This window comes from Fusibacter sp. (assembly GCF_057447755.1).
Window position 1 is genome coordinate 1 of record NZ_JBVBZF010000364.1, and the last position, 3,435, is coordinate 3,435.

The window sequence follows — 3,435 nt, forward strand, 5'->3', positions numbered from 1 at the left end:
ATCAAGCTGCCTAGAATAATAATCGAGGCTCTAAAAAGCATGGGCAAACAGATCATTGAAAAATAAACGGATGCGTCATGATGAATCTGTACATCAGCACCCATCCACTTTGGAATGAATGGACTAAGACTTAGGGCTATAATACCTTCGACCACGCCAAGACCGATTAAGAGGATTAGGGCTTGATCAGCTGTGCGTTTGATAGCTTTGGGATCATCATCACCTATGGCCTTTGCCACCATTGCCAGGAAACCAATGCCAATGGCGAACAAGGGGCTGTTGACCAGCCAATTTAACGATGTACTCAGTCCGACTACCGCTGATGCATGAGCACTCACTTGCCCAACCATGGCTGTGTCTATATACTGAACAATCGTCTCTAAAAAATACTCAAGGATGGTTGGAAGTGCTAATACAAGCATGGTCCAGAAGATCGCTTTATTACTTGAGTCCTTATTTAAATCTCGAAGCATAAATGCAGAACCCTTTTTACTTAGATCAGTGTTCATTTACCATGCACCGAAATAAGCGATGGTGATGCTCGAGTTTCTTGCGCCTGAAGCCATGCAGTTCTCTATAGATTCACCTGAGAGCATTGCCATTAGGAAGCCAGCAATATAGCTGTCGCCTGCACCCATGGTATCGACAACTTCACATGGCTCTATGCCATAGGTGTAAAACCTGTCACCATCATATGCCAAACTTCCCTGTTCGCCTCTTGTAATCACAACAACCTTGGGCCCTTTAGCGTGAAGCATTTTCATCATAGCTTTTACATCATTTGTGTCTAAATGATCGTTGGCAAAAAATGCGTAATCGACAAAAGGCAGGGCAATCGAAACGATAGGATGGTCAAATTTATCTGCAAAGTCAAAGGCAATAGGCTTTCCAAATTCCCTTAAAGACTCAATTTCATGCTCTATCTTCCCCCAAATTCCTGAAATGATTAAATCATGACTACCTGCAAATTGCTTGTCGTCATCGGTAAGCATAAACTGCTCCAACACGCCCTCGTGATAATCACCAAGCACACGGTTGCCCTTGTCCATGGTGACTTCAGTAATGGCAGTTTTGCCGGATATAGTATGAAGATGTGTGATGTTCACTTGTTTTGAAGCCAATGCTTCTTTAATAAGCGTTCCGTAAGCATCATCGCCAACCACACCTATATATGAGGCATCATGTCCAAGACGCTTGCAATAAACGGCCACATTTACAGGATTGCCACCCGGAAAGGCTTCGCTTGTTTTTACATATAAATCAATACAATTGTCCCCTATGGTTACGATTTTGTGTTTCATTTCGCTCATATTACGTCCCCCTGCACTTTATAATTTCTAATAAATGGATGTTATATCTTATACAATACAGTATATAATAAACATACGTCAATGACAATATGTTATATAACGTTATATAACGATTATGGGATTTGTTATTTGATGAGATATAAGGTGGTTGTGGTTAGTAAATCTCTGTCCTTGCTTTTAGCTTAAATGATGAAAAACAACATTTGAGCCACCGTCGATGTGTCAAACCAATTTTTGCTGATGCTGTTTGAGGTCCAACATTCCTCATGACAGCTTTCGGCTCAAACTTTGTTGTATACAATAATAAAAGCGCCCTTGATTGAGCGCTTTTATTACAACCATTTTTCTATTAACTTCTTATAGCTCCCTATACTCCCACCGTGAAGTGCAAGCCCATTTTGGACAAAGGCACTAGGACAAAGTATTTTGATGTCCATTTCACCTTGTCCCATGCCATTGCCCTCATGTGTGCAAAATACTTTAATGGTCTTTCTTGAAAAATCGTAATGTTCAAGGAGGGTTCAAAAAAGAATTAACATAATGCTCCAATAGTTGGGATATCCTAGGTAGATCGTATCATAAGCGTCTAAATTTTTAGTTTTTTTATATTTAGGTCTTTTGCTCGCCTTTAAGTCGGCTTTTGCCCCATCTGTACAAGTGTAATATTCAGCACAGTAATCCTATACAGGTTCAATTTCAAATTGGTCTGAACCAGTGAGCTCTTGAATGATGTTTGCAGCAACTTTAGTATTACCAACTGACAATTATCTGATTCTGCCACTGATATAATTGTCTCCTTATTGTTGAAAAATAAATGATTAAAGATTTTGATATTTTTACCTCTATTAATTGTTAAAAATTTATTTTTCAAATGTTTTATGGACTTCTTTTAAACGAACTATGATCTTCAAATGCTGAGAACAAACAACTTCACGTTGACCACAGCTTGTACAATTTGATGCTTTCCCTTACCTTTAGTGTGGTCCCCATAGTACCAGTCACTGTTCCAGTCGTTGAATTGGTTTTGGCATTATAATCCGCGAATAAGTCAGGGATAGCAATTTTTGAAGGTCAGCCGTCAACACAATATTGACTAGCTGTACAAGCGATATTATCTTGTCGTTTAAGAATTTCTCTAACATATTTCACTAAGAGAAACTCTTCATCTGTAAAGGCTTCAAAATCGGTCATGTAGCTGAGAATGTCACTCATTTGATCAATGTTACTCATACCGCTCATGACCAAACCAATTTATCAAACGACGTACAATATCGAATGACATAACTTTTGTCATTGCTATAAGAATCAAATACTACTTTAGCTTCAGCTGGCAGATTGACATGATTGCCACCTTTTACAGGCTCTAAAACAATTACTGGCTTATTGTATTTTTCGCAGATTTGATAGCATTCAAACCCTTCAACTCCCAGATCATCGAAATCTGCATAGTTAAATTGGATTTGAACAATTATAATGTCTGGATGTTCATGTAATATATGTTATAAAACTTCTGCTTTTTTATGAAAGGAAGTGCCTAGATGCTTAATCTTACCATTCTCTTTTAATTTTCTAGCCACATTGCAAGCGTTATAACTCACCTACTTTTCATAAAAGTCAGAATAAAGAGCATGAAACAAGTAATAATCAAAATATTCCCATACCTGTATTTTTGAGCTGCATTTCGAAAAATGGTAATACCTTATCGTGGCTTCCAGAATAGTTGGTTGTCATTTTATTCGTAAGAATGAAAACCTCTCTTGGAAAATGTGACGTTAAACATTCTAAGATATTCATAGTCTTTTAGTTTTAACTTACGAAATTATCAATACTCGCCATTACTCTCCAGATTTATTTTTCATAAATTTCTCCGTTGTATAAATTGAAATCGATGAATAGTTAAAAAATGAAAATACCACTGCATATAGGGCTGTATATTTTAAGTCTCTTTTTCCCATCTGGTATACGAGGTTTAGTAGAAACATTGAAATTATGGTATTGATAATCCAGGTTGTGAGTTTTCCAAACCGCCTTATCATTCGAGCTCTTATTTTAAGATTCTTTTCAATAACCAGCTCGAAAATTGTAAAACTAATAATTACAACAAATAGTAATACTAAAAATTCTG

At 37.0% G+C, this 3,435-nt stretch carries 4 protein-coding genes and 1 pseudogene; all 5 read right to left on the reverse strand.

Annotated elements, in window-relative coordinates; genetic code table 11:
- A partial coding sequence (locus AC220I_RS20200) for an MATE family efflux transporter (RefSeq protein WP_486725670.1) occupies positions 1-509 on the reverse strand: 509 nt, incomplete at its 3' end.
- Positions 510-1,310 (reverse strand): fructoselysine 6-kinase, encoded by an 801-nt coding sequence (gene frlD / locus AC220I_RS20205; protein WP_486725671.1) that lies wholly within the window; start codon positions 1,308-1,310, stop codon positions 510-512. It abuts the gene before it with no gap.
- Positions 1,311-1,642: 332 nt separating this feature from the next.
- Positions 1,643-1,819, reverse strand: a pseudogene (locus tag AC220I_RS20210) (flavodoxin); the annotation flags it as partial.
- 562 nt (positions 1,820-2,381) lie between these two features.
- Entirely contained in the window at positions 2,382-2,549 is a 168-nt protein-coding gene (locus AC220I_RS20215) for a hypothetical protein (RefSeq protein ID WP_486725672.1), read from the reverse strand.
- A gap of 596 nt (positions 2,550-3,145) precedes the next feature.
- A partial coding sequence (locus AC220I_RS20220; RefSeq protein WP_486725673.1) for a hypothetical protein occupies positions 3,146-3,435 on the reverse strand: 290 nt, incomplete at its 5' end.

What these genes read in the sequence shown, in the direction of transcription:
- AC220I_RS20215 (WP_486725672.1), bottom strand. Translation starts at nt 2,549, where the DNA reads ATGAGCGGTATGAGTAACATTGATCAAATGAGTGACATTCTCAGCTAC.
- frlD (WP_486725671.1), bottom strand. Translation starts at nt 1,310, where the DNA reads ATGAGCGAAATGAAACACAAAATCGTAACCATAGGGGACAATTGTATT.